General features: G+C 67.5%; 15 protein-coding genes. 5 read left to right on the forward strand and 10 right to left on the reverse strand.

All coding sequences use genetic code 11. The features are described from left to right. Window positions 1-33 precede the first annotated feature (33 nt). Complete coding sequence (locus ACO1BU_RS09635; RefSeq protein WP_424135718.1) at window positions 34-855, reverse strand: IclR family transcriptional regulator; 822 nt, start codon at window positions 853-855, stop codon at window positions 34-36. 94 nt (window positions 856-949) lie between these two features. On the opposite strand from ACO1BU_RS09635, the gene ACO1BU_RS09640 reads away from it, so the two are divergent. Beyond that, a complete protein-coding gene (locus ACO1BU_RS09640; protein WP_424135719.1) occupies window positions 950-1,900 on the forward strand; it encodes a cupin domain-containing protein in 951 nt (316 codons plus the stop codon). 164 nt (window positions 1,901-2,064) lie between these two features. Here ACO1BU_RS09640 and ACO1BU_RS09645 read toward each other — a convergent pair whose 3' ends face one another. From ACO1BU_RS09645 to ACO1BU_RS09680, 8 genes are all read right to left on the reverse strand, one after another. Next, window positions 2,065-2,754 (reverse strand): DUF2848 domain-containing protein, encoded by a 690-nt coding sequence (locus ACO1BU_RS09645; protein WP_424135720.1) that lies wholly within the window; start codon window positions 2,752-2,754, stop codon window positions 2,065-2,067. A 141-nt stretch (window positions 2,755-2,895) separates the two neighbouring features. Then, window positions 2,896-3,882 (reverse strand): Bug family tripartite tricarboxylate transporter substrate binding protein, encoded by a 987-nt coding sequence (locus tag ACO1BU_RS09650; RefSeq protein ID WP_424135721.1) that lies wholly within the window; start codon window positions 3,880-3,882, stop codon window positions 2,896-2,898. A 72-nt stretch (window positions 3,883-3,954) separates the two neighbouring features. Beyond that, window positions 3,955-4,947 (reverse strand): 3-hydroxybutyryl-CoA dehydrogenase, encoded by a 993-nt coding sequence (locus ACO1BU_RS09655; RefSeq protein WP_424135722.1) that lies wholly within the window; start codon window positions 4,945-4,947, stop codon window positions 3,955-3,957. Next, the gene (locus tag ACO1BU_RS09660; protein WP_424135723.1) at window positions 4,937-6,031 is read right to left on the reverse strand and encodes an NAD/NADP octopine/nopaline dehydrogenase family protein; all 1,095 of its coding nucleotides are present in this window, start codon (window positions 6,029-6,031) and stop codon (window positions 4,937-4,939) included. Before ACO1BU_RS09660 ends, ACO1BU_RS09655 begins: the two co-directional genes overlap by 11 nt. Further along, complete coding sequence (locus ACO1BU_RS09665; RefSeq protein ID WP_424135724.1) at window positions 6,028-7,500, reverse strand: class I adenylate-forming enzyme family protein; 1,473 nt, start codon at window positions 7,498-7,500, stop codon at window positions 6,028-6,030. The genes ACO1BU_RS09660 and ACO1BU_RS09665 overlap by 4 nt, the downstream gene beginning before the upstream one ends. A gap of 4 nt (window positions 7,501-7,504) precedes the next feature. Further along, window positions 7,505-8,773, reverse strand: a complete 1,269-nt coding sequence (locus tag ACO1BU_RS09670) for an acyl-CoA dehydrogenase family protein (RefSeq protein WP_424135725.1) — start codon at window positions 8,771-8,773, stop codon at window positions 7,505-7,507. Further along, complete coding sequence (locus ACO1BU_RS09675; protein ID WP_424135726.1) at window positions 8,773-9,540, reverse strand: alpha/beta fold hydrolase; 768 nt, start codon at window positions 9,538-9,540, stop codon at window positions 8,773-8,775. The genes ACO1BU_RS09670 and ACO1BU_RS09675 overlap by 1 nt, the downstream gene beginning before the upstream one ends. Before the next feature lie 61 nt (window positions 9,541-9,601). After that, window positions 9,602-10,648, reverse strand: coding sequence for a 2,5-dihydroxypyridine 5,6-dioxygenase NicX family protein (locus ACO1BU_RS09680; RefSeq protein WP_424135727.1), 1,047 nt, complete (start codon window positions 10,646-10,648; stop codon window positions 9,602-9,604). Between the two features lie 88 nt (window positions 10,649-10,736). On the opposite strand from ACO1BU_RS09680, the gene ACO1BU_RS09685 reads away from it, so the two are divergent. Genes ACO1BU_RS09685 through eutC form a run of 3 tightly spaced genes read left to right on the forward strand, consistent with a single transcriptional unit; the run spans window position 10,737 to window position 13,331 of the window. Next, window positions 10,737-11,162, forward strand: a complete 426-nt coding sequence (locus ACO1BU_RS09685) for a MarR family winged helix-turn-helix transcriptional regulator (protein WP_424135728.1) — start codon at window positions 10,737-10,739, stop codon at window positions 11,160-11,162. A 2-nt stretch (window positions 11,163-11,164) separates the two neighbouring features. Then, window positions 11,165-12,565, forward strand: coding sequence for an ethanolamine ammonia-lyase subunit EutB (locus ACO1BU_RS09690; RefSeq protein ID WP_424135729.1), 1,401 nt, complete (start codon window positions 11,165-11,167; stop codon window positions 12,563-12,565). Next, complete coding sequence (gene eutC / locus ACO1BU_RS09695; RefSeq protein ID WP_424135730.1) at window positions 12,558-13,331, forward strand: ethanolamine ammonia-lyase subunit EutC; 774 nt, start codon at window positions 12,558-12,560, stop codon at window positions 13,329-13,331. Before ACO1BU_RS09690 ends, eutC begins: the two co-directional genes overlap by 8 nt. A 90-nt stretch (window positions 13,332-13,421) precedes the next feature. Here eutC and ACO1BU_RS09700 read toward each other — a convergent pair whose 3' ends face one another. After that, window positions 13,422-14,258 (reverse strand): 3-oxoadipate:acetyl-CoA acetyltransferase, encoded by an 837-nt coding sequence (locus ACO1BU_RS09700; protein WP_424135731.1) that lies wholly within the window; start codon window positions 14,256-14,258, stop codon window positions 13,422-13,424. A gap of 130 nt (window positions 14,259-14,388) precedes the next feature. Here ACO1BU_RS09700 and ACO1BU_RS09705 point away from each other — a divergent pair, with 130 nt between their 5' ends. Further along, window positions 14,389-15,519, forward strand: a complete 1,131-nt coding sequence (locus ACO1BU_RS09705) for an iron-containing alcohol dehydrogenase family protein (protein WP_424135732.1) — start codon at window positions 14,389-14,391, stop codon at window positions 15,517-15,519. The last annotated feature ends 15 nt before the right edge of the window (window positions 15,520-15,534 follow it).

Here is a 15,534-nt window from a genome sequence, read left to right on the forward strand (position 1 = left end):
CGGGCAGCGTATCCTTCGCCGCCCGCCCGCAAATCAGGCGCGGCGGGCCTTCGTGGCCTCCCCGTCGAAACCAAGTGCGGCGGAGATCCGTCCTGCCGCCGCCACGACCTCCTGCGTCAAGGGACCACGAAGTTCTTCCTCGGAAGTCAGCAGCGCGACGGTCGAAACATTGATCGCCGCAACCGTCGCGCCGGTCACGTCACGCACTGGCGCGGCGACACTCGCCACCCCAGCCTCATAGCCCGCGACATGGGCGACGAAACCCGCCATGCGATCCGCCTCCGCCTGGGCCAGCAAGGCGGGAAGCTTGGTCGGGGTTTGCGGCCCGTAGGCTTGTAGCGCCACGCCTGCATAGAGATCCTTCAACTGGGCCGACGACAGCGCGGAGAGCAGGACACGCCCCATGGTGGTCGCATGGGCCGGCAGCCGCGTGCCGACCTGCACCACGCTGGAGAGGGAACGACGCGTCGGCAAGCGCGCGAGATAGACCACCTCCCGTCCCTCCAGCACGCCGAGATGGGCGGACCAGCCGGTCCGGTCCCGCAGCGCCTCCAGATGCGGAAGCGCGACCTCCACCAGGTCGCGCGAGGCGAGATAGCCATAGCCCAACCGCAGCACCTGCGGGCCAAGCGCATAGGTGCGCGTGCCTGCGTCATAGGTCAGGAAGCCGCGCTGTTGCAGCGTGTAGGCAATGCGGAAAACCGCGGAGCGCGTCACACCCACCGCCTGGCCCATTTCGGTCAGCGTCATGCGCCGGCGCTCGGGCGTGAAGGCCAGCAACACTTCCAGCCCGCGGGATAGGCCGGGAACGATGTAGCGATCTTCGGCGCCGCCAGGGACGGGCGGCTCGTCCATCTGTTCACCCATAAAACGACGTATAGCATCCAAAACTTGGTGGCGCTAGGTAACCGGCACCCGGCAGTCACCGGACACAGCAGGAGGGCCCCGCATGAACATCGTCACCCCCGTCGCTCCGAGCCTGGAGGCCGATCTGCGGGCCCATGTCGGGCGTCATGTGGACAAGGTCTTCGACTGGGACGCCTTCCCCAGCAATCGCGGCTTCGCCGATCTGGAACGGGCGCAGATGCGCTATATCGGCGCCGGCGGATCACCCAAGGTGAACGACAACGCCACGCTGAAGCCCGAGCACTTCACGCTCAGCCTCATCTACAAGCACGTCGGCAAATACGCCGCCTGCCACGCGCATGAGATCGAGGAGAGCTTCCTCATCATCGATGGCGTGCTGACCGTGGGCTGGGAAAAGGATGGCGAAGTGGTCGAGGTGCGCCTTGGCCCGAAGGACATGATCCTGAATGCCCGCGACATCGGCCATGGCTTCCGCAATGACGGCATCGAGCCGGTGCTGATGTCGATCAGCGTCGATGTCGGCAAGCCGCTGCCACCGCGATATCTCTACCATCCCAAGAACACCGCCCCGGAACTGGCCCGTGCATTCGGCGCCGAGCCCGGCAAGACCATCCCCTTCAGCCCCACCGGCGAGCACCCGCTACAGCAGCACATGGCGCGCTACGTCATCCGCCACAACGAGCAGCCGACCCTGTGGGATCCGGCCGGCTTCACGCGCAAGGTCTATGTCGGCCCGGGCGGCATCCAGTCCGACACCTGCCGCAAGGAGATGCTGGGCATTCCTGTCGGCGCCGGCGTGAAGCCCTATGTCCGCGATGTGGAGGACGCCTTCCTCGTGCTGGAGGGCAGCCTGACCGTGGGCTGGGAGGATGAGCAGGGCCAGGTGGCGGAACTGGAACTCGGCCCGCGTGACCTGGTGATGAACCCGGCTGGCCGCCGCCACTGGTTCCGCAATAACAGCGCGGGGCCCGTGACCGTGTGGCAGGTGATCGGCACGGCTGAGCCGGAGACGGTGCACTTCGAGGCGGCCTGATGAAAAAAGGCCTGGGAAAGAAAGGACTCTTTCCCAGGCCCGATTACTTCTTCGAGTTCGAGCTGCGCCGGCCTTACCGTCTCGCATGCACTCAGCGGCCGAGGAAGCCAGAGCCCGAAGGCTCAGGGCCGCGCCGTGCCTGACCCGGTGCCGCCGCCCCCTCCTCAGCCCGGCAGCCAGCGCGCCGTGTAGCTGTGCTCGATGCTGCGGTTCTGCACGGGGTCGTGCAGAGCCATGAAGAACTCGCGCCGCGGGCGGATGCCGCCCAGGGCGGGCAAGGTGCCGCCGAACATGATGGTCCCGGGCTGCAGCGCGCCGAAGCCCTGCGCGTCATAGGCCGCCACGGTGTCGCGGGGATCACGCATCGCGGCCACGCTGCCCTCCTGATAGGGCACCCGGCCCGCGCCATCATCCACCCAGGACCGGATCTGCAGCGAATCCCAGTGGTCCGCCACGTCCTCGAAGGACCAGAGCACCGGGGCGACAGGCTTCGGGCACATCTGCTTGGACACGGTGATGGAGTAGCTCTCCACCTTTCGATCCGTGTGGTCGGAGCCGAGGCCGACCCACCAGGAACCGTCCTCGTCCACCAGGATGATGAACTCGGCCTCCCCGCTGGACTCGGCACCCAGGCAGTCAATCAGCGGGCTTGTCGTCAGCGTCTCCACCCCGGCGCGGTAGAAGCAGGGGGTGCTCGGGGGCGGCGCCACGCCCAGCGCGGCCAGCTCCTCGATATGCTCCTGCACCTTGTGGGGGTCGCGGCCGGTCCACCCGGCGATCACCAGATCGCGGATGGTCACCGTCCGGCGGGTCGTGCCGCCCCCACCGCAGAAGTCGAAGGCCAGTGCTGCCATGAATACGGTCCTGCCTGTTCTTTCGGTCGCACCCGCCAACGGCGCGACCGGCCGGGCGGAGCCCCCGGACGCATAGGTGCCGGGTTCTGGCTGACCTTTTAGGCGGGAAGGCCGGGAGGAGGTATCCCCCTACTCTGCCCTTCACACGTCCAGCCGGATGCCCAGGTCCCGGATCAGCGGCCGCCACACCGCATTCTCGGCCCGGACGAACTCGGTCATCTCAGTGGGGCTGCGGGGCACCAGCTCCACCCCGATGTCCCGCATCTGCTTCGACACATCAGGGCTCCCGATGGCGGCGCGCAGCAAGGTGTTCAACCGCTCCACGATCGCCGGCGGGGTTCCGCTGGCAACCGAGATGCCTTGCCAGCCATAGGCCACGGCGCGCGGATAGCCGAGCTCCACCGCAGTGGGCACCTCGGGCGCAGCGATGGCGCGGCTATCACCGATCACCACCAGGCCACGGGCACGATTACCCCGGAGGAAGGGCAGCGCGTTAGTAATGTCCGAGATGACACAGTCGACCTGGCCGGAGACGAGGTCGTTCAGCACCGCCGGCATGCCGCGATAGGGCACATGGGTCGCATCAAGACCCGATTGCTGCTTCAGCACCTCCATAGCCAATTGGTGCGGCGAGGCGACAGCGGGCGTGCCATAGGTCAGGCTGCGCCTCTTTGATTCCGCGAGCAGCGCGGCGAAATCGGCAAAGGGACTTTCCGGGCGCACCAGCAGCAGCATCGGAAACCGCCCGATGAAGCCGACGCTAGTCAGGTCCTTATCCGGATCGAAGGGCAGCCTGGCATAAAGGGCGGGATTGTAGACCAGCACGCCGTTGTCCACGTGCAGCAGGGAGTAGCCATCCGCCGGGGAGCGGACGACATTCTCCGTGGCCACGATGGCGCCGCCACTCGGGCGGTTCTCCACAACGATGGATTGGCCGAGGGCCGGGCCCATTTGCTTGGCGATCATACGCGCGAAAATATCGCTGGCGCCGCCCGCGCCATAGCCGACCACCCAGCGCACCGGGCGATCCGGCCAGTTGCCGGTTCCCTGCGCACGGGCCGCACGGCCCGCCAAGATTCCCGCCCCGGCAGAGAGCACCAGGTGGGTGACATTCCTACGACCGAACATGCAGCAGCCTCCGACTGAAGTCCCGAGTGCCGCCGTGCCCGCGCGCCGTCCCTTCTTCCCCCTTGTCGGCCGTCAGTCCGGCAGCACGGGTGGTTTGGCGAGCCCTTCGGCCCGCAATCTTTCGACCAAGGCACCGAGGCGCTGGCGACGGTAGGAATCGAGGTCCCGCCCGGCATAGTCCAGGAAACCCTGCCCCGTGCGAAGCCCGATCCGCCCTTCCCGCATGTTGCGCTCGATCACCTCCGGGGCGCGATAGCGCTCATGCCCCAGCGCGCCGATGAGATAGCGGCTGGCATGGTACAGGATGTCGCCCCCACCCCAGTCGATGAACTCCAGCATGCCCAGCACGCCGAAGCGGAAACCGAAGCCATATCTTACGGCCTTGTCGATGTCCTCGGCGCTGGCGACGCCCTCCTCGACCATCCGCGCGGCCTCGTTCATCGCCAGCGTCTGGATGCGCGGCACGATATAGCCGGGGCTGGCGGCGCAGGTGACGGGCACCTTCCCCACCGATTCCAGCACGGTGTTCAGCCGCGCCACCACCTCTGGAGCCGTGCCGCGGCCGGGCGAAACCTCAACCAGCGGGATGATATAGGCGGGGTTCAGCCAGTGGGCGTTCAGGAAACGCTCCGGCCCGACCACGGATGGCGAGAGGTCGTCCACCAGGATGGTGGAGGTGGTGGAGGCCAGGATGGCCTCTGGAGCCATCAGCGCGGAAGCGCGGGCCAGCATGTCGCGCTTGAGGTCGAGGATCTCCGGCACGCCCTCGAACACGATGCCTGCCCCGGCGAGAACCTCCGCAGCCTCCGCATCCGGTGCCACGTGCACGCGCGCCAGCAGCGCGTCGGTCCGGGCCGAATCGAAGAGGCCCAGCTCACCCAGGGTGTGCAGCGCGCCGCCAATCTCGGCCAGGGCCTCGCGCCTCAGTGCTTCGAAGGCCTCCGGGGCGCGCGGCTTGGCATCCAGCAGCACCACGTCATGCCCGGCATAAGCGAATTGCACGGCGATGCCGCGCCCCATCCGCCCCGCGCCAAGGCAGGCAATGGATGCGCGCTCAGAAGCCATGGCGCAGGACCCGGTCGGTCCCGGCGCGGTCCAGGCCGCCGAGCCCGACATCGGCCAGGGTCCGCCCGGCATGGTTCGGCGCTTCCCCGCGAATAGCGGCACCAATGGCCGAGAAGGCCCGCGCCAGCGGCACATCCACCCCCGCCAACCCGGCCGCAGAAATGATGAGGGAAAGGCCGAGGCGCAGATCCTCCATCATGTAGCGGTGCTCGGTCAGCACAATCCGCTCCCGCCAGTCCCCGGATTCCGTCAGGCGGTCATGGGAGGCACGGCCATACATCCACTCCTCCCCCTCCTTCGCGTAATGATGGGCAAGCGGAAAATGCGGGGCGCCGTAGCCCAGCGCCTCACGCACCGCCACACGCTCGGCATCCAGCGCGTCCGTGGTGCGGCGGATGGCGGGAACGGTACCCTCGTTATGGATGTCCCATTTCTCGAAATGCTCGAGCGGGCCGGCATTCATGATGATCAGCGGCGGATGGATGATCGCGCCCGCATTCATCAGCGCGCCGGACAGCGCATCGCCGCAGGGCTCGATCACACCGGGAAAGGCGGCGCCGATTACCTTTAGCGCCATTTCCGCCCGGTCCAGCGGGAAGACGCCGACCGGCAGGCGCGTGGCCCGGGTGGTGATCGCCACTTGGAAAGGCCCGTGCTTGCGGGTGAGCCAGGGAAGCGTGCCCGTCTCGGCAAAAGCCACCTTCGGGCTGCGGCCGGTCTCGTGCAGCGCCCGCGCCATCAGCACTGTGCCGAGCGTGCCCGGCGGCAGGAAGACCACCTGCCCGTCCTCCAGGCAGGGAGCAAGGCGGCGGGCGATGTCGGCCTGCGCCGTGGCGGGCGTGGGACAGAGGATCAGCTCCGCACCGCGTACCGCCTCCGCCATTTCAGCGGTAACCAGGGTGAGGCGCGCCTCATGCGTGCCGCGCGCATCCTTCACGGAGATGACGCCACCGGCGGCCCGGTGTGCCTCCACCGCCGCCACGTCGCGACGCCACAGCCGCACCTCATGCCCGGCCAGCGCCATATCCGCCGCTGCGGCGAAGGAGCCGTTACCACCGCCCAGGACAGCGATGCGAAGCGTCATGCGTCGGTTCCGATCAGGGGACGAAGCTCGAAATGCCGCACCTTGCCCAGGGCGGTGCGGGGCAGGCTATCCGTGAAGAACACGTCGCGCGGCACCTTGAAGCGGGCCAGCCGGGTGGAGACATGCGCGCGCACCTCCTCCGGCTCCAGCGCCATGCCGGCGCGCAGCACGAGGAAGGCGACCGGCACCTCCTGCCAGCGCGGATCGGGCGCGCCGAGCACCGCAGCCTCCGCGACGGCCGGATGCTCCAGCAGCACGCGCTCCACTTCAGCGGGATAGACGTTCTCCCCGCCGGAAATGATCATGTTCTTCTTGCGGTCATGCACGAAAAAATACCCGTCGGCATCCCGCGTGCCGATATCGCCTGTGCGGTACCAACCATCTTTCATGCAGGCCGCCGTCGCCGCTTCGTCGCGCCAGTAGCCCTGGAAAAGGTTCCGGCCACGCAGGAGCACCTCGCCCGCGACACCATGTGGCACTTCCTTGCCGTCATCATCCGCGATGCGCGCCTCGCAGAGCAGGCCGGGAAGGCCGGTGGAGTTGCCACGCGAAAGATCGCCGCCCAGCCGGGTATAAACGGCAATGGGGCAGCTCTCCGTTGCGCCATAGACCTGGAGCAAGGGTACGCCACGTGCCCGGACGGCATCGATCAGGCCCTGATGCACCGGCTCCGACCCCGTGCTGATGGCGCGAAAGCAGGACAGATCGGCTTCCGCCCAGCCCGGCGCCGCCATCAGGGCACGCAGGACCGCTGGCACGGTCAGCATCAGCGTCGGCCGGTCCGTGGCGATGCTGGCCAGCACCGCATCCGGCGCAAATCGGGAATGAATGGTGACCGTCGCGCCGATCTGCAGCGCCGGCGTGGTCTGGATGTTCAGCCCACCCACATGAAAGAAGGGCAGAGCAGAGAGGATATGGTCCTCGGCCGTCATGCCGTGCAGGTGGTGGCTCATCACCGCGTTGTGGAACAGCGCCTCCTGCCGCAGTACCGCCCCCTTGGGCCGGCCGGTCGTGCCGGAGGTGTAGACGAGCAGCACGGGCTGATCGAACGTGCCGGCCCCCTCGGCATCGGCCACATTCCCCTGGAATTCGAGCGGGGCGACCGGAAGGGTCGGCGCAGCCTCATGCAGCACCTCCGCAAAACCGGGCTCCACAAAGGCGACGCGTGGCTCGGCATGCCCGAGGATGTAGCCCAGCTCGGGCGCTGCCAGGCGCCAGTTCAGCGGCAACAGGATAGCCCCCAGGCGCGCGCAGGCGTAAAGCAGCGCCAGATAGGCCGGGTTGTTGGCCGCCAGAACGGCCACGCGATCGCCAGCCTGTACGCCGTGCTGCGCGCGCAGGGTATGCGCCGCACGGCCCACCATCGCCGCGAAGCCGGCATAGGTGATGACCTCGCCCTCGAACCGGATCGCAACCTTCTCTGGCGCGAAGGCCGCGTTGCAGTCGATGAGGCTGGCGAGGTTCGTCACCCGCTCAATCGTCCTTCTCGCCAGGATTGTAGAGCGTGTCGCGCCCCAGCCGATCCAGGCAGATCTCCGCCGTCCAGGGCAGCATCAGCGATCCGCAGCGGCTGTCACGATAGATGCGCTCCAGCGGAAGGCTCTTCAGCATCGCCTGGCCGCCGCAGGTCCGGATGGCCTTGGCCGCCAGGGCGTTGGCATTTTCCATGACCGTGTATTGCGCGGCATAGGCGCGCTGCACCTGTTCCCGCGTCGGGTCGGCACGGGCTTCTCGCACCGCCTGGAACCAGAGCGCCTTGGTCTGCTCCAGCATGATCCGCATTTCTGCCACTGCGATCTGCTTGGTGGGGAACATGCGGCGCTTCACCGGCGGCATGCCCGGCAGTTCCCCGCGCAAATAGGAGACCGTGAAGTCATAGGCCGCCTGGGCGAGGCCCATGTAAGTGGGCGTCAGCGTCATGAACATGTGTGGCCAACGCCCGGCCGCCTGAAAATAGACGCCGCGGGGCATCAACATGGCGTCTTCCGGTACGAAGACGTCCTTCAGCAGCAGCGTGCGCGAAACGGTGCCGCGCATGCCCAGCGGATCCCAGTCGCCCACCACTGAAACACCCGGTGCATTGGCGGGCACGGCGAGGTAGAGTGTGTTGCGACGGCTGGCGGGCTCGTCGCCCACGCGCTCCGTGCATAGGATGCCATAATAATCGGCCGAACCGGAAAGGCTGGCGAAGATCTTCTTGCCCGTGACGATGTAGCCGCCCTCGACCGGCCGCGCCTCGGTGCCGAAGGCGATGGCACCGGCCGCGGCGGCGCCTCCCTCCGAGAAGGGCTGCGAGTAGATGGCGCCGTCCTGAATGATGCGCTGATAGTGCTTCGACCGGCGCGCGCGATGGACGGCGCGGTCGGCCTCGCTCATCTCCAGATCCTCCGAGAGCAGGCCGGACCAGAGGGTGGAGCAGACATGCATGTTCCAGGACAGCGCCGTGGCGCCGCAGTAGCGCCCCAGCTCGGCGGCGGTCAGGCAGTAGGTGGTGAAATCAGCCCCCTCCCCACCATCCTCTTCCGGCACGCAGATACGCAGCAGGCCCTGGCCGTGCATGTCGCGGAAATTCTCGATCGGGAAGCGCGCCTCCCGGTCGTAAGTGGCGGCGCGGGGCGCCAGCACGGCCTTGCCGAAACGGCGCGCACGGGCCGTCAGCTCCGCCTGCTGGGGCGTCAGGTTGAAGGCCTCCGGCGCGAAGATCGGCTCATCCTGCATCGCGTCCGCGGGCAGCGTGTCCATCAGGAAAGCGTCCCTTGTAAATGGCGGTCCAGGAAGGCCAGGACGGCCGCGTCGAACTCAGCCGGCGCCTCGATATTCGGCATATGGCCGATCCCGGGCAGGCAGATATATTCCGCCCCAGGGATCTGGCCTGCCATGCGCTCCATCACCGATGCGGGGGCATTGGTATCGGCCTCCCCGGCCAGGCAGAGCGTAGGGATGCGGATGGTGCCCAGGCTCGGCCGTTCATCAAAGGTAACCAGGCACCGGACCGCGGCGCGGAAGGTCTGGGACGGCGTGGCCCCTAGCGCCTCGATGGCCAGCCCGCGCCAGGCCGGATAGACACCGCGCGGGCCGACGAGCTTGGCCAGCGTGTCCTCCGCGATATCCGCGAGGGACAACCCCTCATCCAGCGGCCTCATCCGCGCCGCCACGAATTTCTGCTGGAACTCACCGGAGGGGTTTCCAAAAGCCGGGCTGGTCGCGCAGAGAATGGCGGCTGCATAGGCTTCAGGCCGGCGACGCAGCAGAGTCTGCACGACCATGCCGCCCATGGAGTGCCCGAGCAGCACCGGGTGTTCCAGCCCGCGCGCGGCGATGGCCGCCTCCACATCCGCGGCCAACCCTTCGAAGTCCATGGAATCGACGGGCGGGCGGCCGCCATAGCCTGGAAAGTCCAGCGGCACGGTGCGGTAGCCACGCGTGGCGAAGGACGTGACTTGCGGCTGCCAGAGCCGTGAATCGGCCCCGATCCCGTGCAGCATCACGACATCCGTCGCATCCGCCATGCCAGCCTATCCTTGTTCGCAACGGATCATATGAAAAGGAATGGACCTGTCCAGCAAGAAATCAGCCGAACACCTCCTGCAGCACGCCTCTCACCACCACGGGCGTCCCATCCACCAGGATATCCGTCCCCATCACCGGGATGTCGAAATGCCCGGGTGTATAGCGCCCCGCGAATTCATTCGCCCCGGTGGAGAAAAGGAAGTTGCCCGCCACCGCCCGCAGCTCCGTGCCGTTCGTGTCGCGCTGCCCGTACATGGAAAGTGCTTCGTACCGCGCCGCCGGATTCATCCCGAATCCGACATGGGAAACGGCATAGGCCTCCTTGTCGCCCCAGGCCGCGAAGGATTGCCGCATCATCTCGGCATCAGGGCCGTTGCCCTCCATGGCCGTGACATAGTCACGCTCGATGGTCAGCCGGATCGGGGCGGCGAGATAACGCTTGAAGGTCAGGTTGATGTCGCCGGTGTCCAGCACCAGCGTGCCATTCACCGTTCCGGCGGCAGGGAAGCTCACCACCAGCCCGCCGGGCCAATGGGCCAGGGTTCCCGGCCGGTCCGTCCAACCCCAGACGCCCACGGTGGTGGCACCGGCCATATCGATCTCCAGTGCCGTGCCGGCCGCCGAGCGCACGCTCATGCGCTTCGCGCCGCGCAGCATCTTCGTGGCAGCCTTCACCCTCGCGGCCAGCGCATCATCCGGCCGCATCCGCTCCAGCGCCTCCGGATGCTCATTGGAGATGGAGAGGATGCGCGCCCCGCCCTTCAGAATCGCGGCCGTCTCCCGCGCATGCATCAGTCCCTGCACCGTCAGGTCCACCACCAGCCCGCTGGCGGCCAGGGCGCCCACCACCGGCTCCAGCCCGCCAATCGCCTCGCTGGCACCGGTGGAGCGGACCGGCACGGGATAGGGGTTGCGCCCTGTCGGCAGTACCAGGTGATAGGGCCGCGCACCCAGCCGCAGCAGAGCCAGTTCCGCCAGATGGACGTTCAAGGCGCGGGACTGCGTCTCGGAGAGGATGGCCACCGCCTCCCCCGGTTTCACGGCGCATTTGGCCAGGATCTCGGTGAAGGCCTCGATCCACTTGTGCTCAATGCGGTCCGCCAACATGCTCGGCCCACCTTCTATGCGTTCCCAGCCATTCGGGCGCAGATCGGGGGCGCCGGTCAAGATATATGAAAAGGGATACAATCCGTCCGTGGCCGGATTTACCGAGACCTACCTGCCCTATCTCCTGGCCCGGGCAAGCCACGAGGTCTCCTCCTCCTTCCATGCCGCGCTCAAGAACTGGGGCCTTTCCGTCCCGGAATGGCGTGTCCTGGCCTGCCTGACGGATGCGGACGGCCTCTCGGTCGGGCAACTCGCCGACATGGCATTGATGAAGCAGCCCAGCATGACCAAGGTTCTCGACCGCATGGAGGCGGAGGATCTGGTCCGCCGCAAGCCGACGCCGGAGGACCGCCGCCGCGTGCTAATCCACATCACCCCCAAGGGCCGAGCCCGCGTAAAGCCCGTGCTGGCCGCCGCCCACCAGCACCAGCAGGAAAAGCTGGCGCCCTTCGATGAGGCGGAGCGCGCCATGATCCTGCGCGCTCTGCATCTGCTGATCGGCGAGGCCGGCTGACCATGGGGCAGTGGTGCGCCGTGGCCGGAGGGGAGCGCCACGTTTTCGAGAACTTGCCGCATCTTCTCGCCGCCGCCTCGCCTCGCCGTTCCGGGGACGAGTTGGCCGGGATCGCCGCCACTAGCGACGCGCAACGCGTGGCCGCGCGCCACGCCCTCGCCGACCTTCCACTACGGACATTCCTGTCGGAAACAGTGATCCCCTACGAGGCCGATGAGGTGACGCGCCTTATCGTCGACACACATGACACGGCCGCCTTCGCACCCATCGCGCATCTCACCGTCGGGGGCTTCCGCGACTGGCTCCTCTCCCATCAGGCGGATGCCTTGGCCCTTGCGGCCATCGCGCCGGGACTGACGCCTGAAATGGTGGCAGCCGTCTCCAAGCTCATGCGGAACCAGGACCTGATCGTCGTGGCGCGCAAGCGGCGCGTCGTCACCGCCTTCCGCTCCACCCTTGGCCTGGAGGGAAGGCTGGCCACCCGGCTGCAGCCAAACCACCCCACCGACGACCCGCGCGGCATTGCCGCCTCCACGCTGGACGGGTTGCTGAACGGCTCCGGCGATGCAGTGATCGGCGTAAACCCCGCCACGGACAGCGTGCCCAACTGCGTCGCCCTGTTGGAGATGCTGGACGCGCTGCGTGCACAATATGGGATTCCCACCCAGACCTGTGTGCTGACCCACGTGACCAACGCCATCGAGATCATGCGGCGCGGGGCACCTGTGGATCTGGTCTTCCAGTCCGTCGCGGGCACGGAGGGTGCCAATCGCGGTTTCGGCGTGGATCTCGCCATCCTCCGGGAAGCGCGGGATGCCGCTTTATCCCTGGGCCGCAGCGGTCCCTCCAGCGAAGTCATGTATTTCGAAACCGGCCAGGGCAGCGCTCTTTCCGCCGAAGCCCATCACGGCGTGGACCAGCAGACGCTGGAGGCACGCGCCTATGCCGTCTGCCGTGAATTCCGCCCACTGCTCGTTAACACGGTGGTCGGCTTCATCGGCCCCGAATACCTTTATGACGGCAAGCAGATCATCCGCGCGGGGCTGGAGGACCATTTCTGTGGCAAGCTGCTCGGCCTGCCGATGGGGGTGGATGTCTGCTACACCAACCATGCCGAGGCCGATGGCGACGACATGGACGGTCTGATGACCCTCCTGGCCGTTGCGGGCGTGCATTTCCTGATCTGCGTGCCCGGCGCGGATGACATCATGCTCAACTACCAGAGCCTCTCCTTCCACGATGTACTCGCGTTGCGCAGCATGCTCGGCCTGCGCCCCGCGCCGGAGTTTGAGGATTGGCTGATCCGCATGGGCATTGCAGAGCCGGGCGGCGCCATCCGCCCGCCGGAACTCTCCACCTCCGGCCTGCGAAAACTGGCGCATGAGGCGGGCGCCCGTGGCTGAGGCACACATCACCGATCCTGTTATTGACCCCTGGGCCCGTTTGCGGGCAGCCACGCGTGCACGTATCGGGCTCGGCCAAACTGGCGATGCACTTCCTTTGCGCGAGGTGCTGGGCTTCCAGATGGCCCATGCCCTGGCTCGTGATGCCGTGCATGCGCCGCTGGACTCAGCAGCCCTGGAAGCGGCGCTGCAGCCGCATCCGGTGCTGCATGCCCGCAGCGCGGCACAGGATCGCGGCATCTATCTCCGCCGCCCCGATCTCGGCCGTCGGCTGCACCCGGAAAGCCTGCCCACGCCGCCGGGAGGTCCCTTCGACGTCGCCTTCGTGCTCGCCGACGGCCTCTCCGCCACCGCCGTGCAACGCCATGCCGCCGTTGTCTTCCGTGCCTGCCTCAGCCGCCTGCCGGGCTGGCGCATCGCCCCGGCCGTGATCGCCACCCAGGCCCGCGTGGCGCTGGGGGACGAGATTGGCGCGCGCCTCAAGGCCCGGCTGGTCGCGGTGCTGATCGGCGAGCGGCCAGGGCTGAGCGTGCCCGACAGCCTCGGCATCTACCTGACCTACGAGCCCCGTCCGGGCCGCCGCGATTCCGAGCGCAACTGCATCTCCAACATCCACACCTCGGGCGGGCTCAGCCCCGATCTGGCGGCGGCCAAGCTCGCCTGGCTCATGCGGGAGGCGCTGACGCGCAAGCTGACCGGCACCGGGCTGAAGGACGATGCTGATCCGGCCACACTGGCCTCGGCCACCTTCTTCCCGCCACCCTGAAAGCGCCGTGGAGGGAACAACGGGCCGATCCTGACCCGGCCGCCCCGGCGAGGGCCGGCGCCGCTGGAGATCACGCCCGCCGCTGGCCTCCTAATAAGTCGTGGCAGGAAGACTGAGTGCCGCCCGCGCCTCGGCAGGCGTAGCTGGGCGGCGGCCCTGGCGGGCAGCTGCCTCAACGGCCAACCGCACCAGTTCGGCATTGCTGGCGGCAAGCCGCTCGCGGCTGACGCGGATGTTGTCCTCCAGACCCGTGCGGAGCCCGTCACCACCGCGCGCCAGCACCCACTCGATAACCTGCGCCTGGTTGGCGCCGATGCCCGCTGCCGTCCAGGTCGCCCTCGGCAGCACGCGCCGCGTTTCCTCCAACAGGATGTCCAGCAAATGCTCCTCGGCCGGCATGGCATTGCGCACGCCCATGACGAACTGCACATGCGGCCGATCGTCCATCAGCCCCTCATCGACCAGCTGCCGGGCGGCATGGATGTGGGAGAGGTCGAAAACCTCGATTTCCGGCCGCACGCCGTACCGCTGCATCTTGCCGGCCAGTTCCGTCACCAGCGATGCCGGGTTTTCATAGACGATGGTCGGAAAGTTGACCGAGCCGGTGGAGAGCGATGCCATATCCGGCCGCAACTCCAGCGCGTTACCGCGGGCCGAGGGATCTCGGCCGCGCCCACCCGTGGAGAACTGCACGATCATGCCCGGGCAGTGCTTCCGCACCCCCTCCTGCACCTGCGCGAACAGCGCGGGGTCCGAGGATGGGCTCTCATCGGGGTTGCGGACATGGATATGAACCAGGGAGGCTCCGGCCTCATAGGCAGCATGGGTGGATTCCACCTGCTCCGCAGGGCTGGTGGGCACCGCGGGATTGTCGCGCTTGCGCGGCACAGAACCGGTGATGGCGACGGCAATGACAATGGGGCTCACGCGGCACCACTCCTAACGGGGTGATGATGAGGGTGGCTCTTCCACCTGCCCTCAACAAGGAATGACCTTCCGAACAGTGCTGCAAAACTGAGGGGGATGCGGGATCCTCCCGCCCACCGGACCCGAACCGATGCCCGATTTCCATTTCTCCGCCGATCTTCTTCACCCTCAACGCATCGCCTTCGGCGCCGGGACCCTGTCCGTTATCCGTCCATGGGTGGAGGAGCGCGGCATGAAGCGCGTCCTCGTGGTGACGGATGCCTTCAACGCCACCCGTCTGGACCGGCTCGGCCTGACCGGCCGCCTGACCGTCTTCGGCCGGGCGAAGCCGGATCCTGAAGTACCAACGCTCAACGAGCTTCTCGGGGTAGCCGAGGCAGCAAGGCCTGAGCTCGTCATCGGTTTCGGCGGGGGCAGCGTGATGGATTTGGCGAAGCTCGCTGCGGCACTGGCAGGCAGCGGTCAGACGCTGAGAGAAGTGGTAGGACCGGACAGGCTGGCCGGCCGGCGCGCCGCCCTAATTCAGCTGCCCACCACGGCCGGCACGGGCAGCGAAGTCGGCACGCGTGCCTTTTTCACCGATCCGGCCACCCCGGCTAGGCTGGCCGTGCGAAGCCGCCATCTGTTGGCGGATCTGACGGTGATCGATCCCGACCTGACCACGACCCTTTCCGCCGCCCTGACCGCCACGACCGGGATGACCGCCATGGCCCATTGCACCGAGGCCCTCACCAACCCGAAGTCCAATCCGGTCATCGATCCCCACGCATTCGAAGGCATCCACCTCATTGGCCGCTTCCTGACACGCGCCGTGCTGGACGCCACCGACCAGGAGGCACGGGCTGGCCTCGCCCTGGCCGCAATGTATGGCGGCTTCTGCCTGGAGGCCTCGGACGCCAGTGCCGTCCATGCCCTGGCTCATCCGCTTGGCGCACGCCACGGGATTGCTCATGGCGTCGCCAGCGCGTTGCTTTTCCCCCATATCCTGGCCTTCAACGCCTCTGCCTCGCCCATGAGGACGAAACAGGTGCTGGAAGCGCTTGGCCTGCCCGCCTCCAACACGCCTTCGGCGGTCCTGGAAAGCAGCCGCGGCTTTTGCCAGGGCCTGGGCCTGGCCATGCACCTCTCCCGCCTGGGTGTGCCGGAGAGCGCGCTTCCGGCCATGGCGGCCGAAGCGCATGCCAGCAGCGACGGGTTAGGTAACACCCCTCGCACCCTCAGCGCGGAGCGAATCCTGGCGATCTATCGCGCGGCTTACTGATCACCGGCGCGGTCT

Source organism: Roseomonas chloroacetimidivorans (assembly GCF_049629625.1).
Classification (GTDB): Bacteria; Pseudomonadota; Alphaproteobacteria; order Acetobacterales; family Acetobacteraceae; genus Roseomonas; species Roseomonas chloroacetimidivorans.